The 836-nt window shown below is 55.9% G+C and carries 2 protein-coding genes; both read left to right on the forward strand.

Translation table 11 applies throughout. The annotated features are described in order from the left end of the window. The coding region (locus tag B5F94_RS16595; RefSeq protein ID WP_087331579.1) for a hypothetical protein at positions 1-609 on the forward strand (609 nt) is incomplete at its 5' end. 38 nt (positions 610-647) lie between these two features. Next, positions 648-836 (forward strand): DUF3849 domain-containing protein (locus B5F94_RS15965; RefSeq protein WP_143383345.1); only part of this gene is annotated, 189 nt, incomplete at its 3' end.

Here is an 836-nt window from a genome sequence, read left to right on the forward strand (position 1 = left end):
TATTCCGATTTCATTCGGAATTTTGGCGAGCGGCGGACCATCAGCATCCCGTGGTGGACCCTTCGGGATGACGGCCATAAGAGCAAAATGCCCCGCAACTGCACCATCGACTATAAGGTAGAACTGATCTCCAAGTATGTACGATGGGACCTGCTGGGCTATCAAAAAGGACAGCGGCTCAGGGACGAGGACAAAAAGGCCCATGAAATGCACATCGGATTCAGCCTGGAAGAAGCCAGACGCTGTAAAGCGAGCACCAATCCGATGTTCGTCAACCGCTTCCCTCTGGTACAGATGGAATTTACCCGGGCGGACAGCTACGGCTATATCAAGGAGGTATGGGGCCTGGAGACCCGCGCCAGCGCCTGTACCTTCTGCCCCTTCCATAAAAACCACTTCTATCAGTACCTTAAACAGCACGAGCCGGAGCAATACGCTCAGCTGGTTCAAATGGACGAGCTGTTGCGGGTCAAGGTGCCGAAACCGCCCATGGACTCTGACCTCTACATCTCACGGAGCAGAAAGCGGTTGAAGGATCTGACCCCGGAAGACTGTGCTGACGCAGAGTATTTTGATTACCGCGGAGAGCGGATTTGGAACGGCTTTTAAGGCCGCAGAACTACCAAAGAAGTAAGGAGGTAAACCAGATGAACCAACTGACATTGACAGACCACACTTATCTGTACCTGGGCTCTCTGTCCGAGGCCAGGCGCAGCGATGAGGCGGGGCTGTGGCGGGCGAGCCACCAGTGCAACATCGCCTGCAAGCAGGCCATTGAAGCGGCCATCCGGGCCGGCTTCGACGGTATGCACCTGAAAGCGGACTGCGCCCGCGGC

Origin of the sequence: Flavonifractor sp. An4 (assembly GCF_002161755.1) — a bacterium.
GTDB lineage: Bacteria > Bacillota > Clostridia > Oscillospirales > Oscillospiraceae > Flavonifractor > Flavonifractor avicola.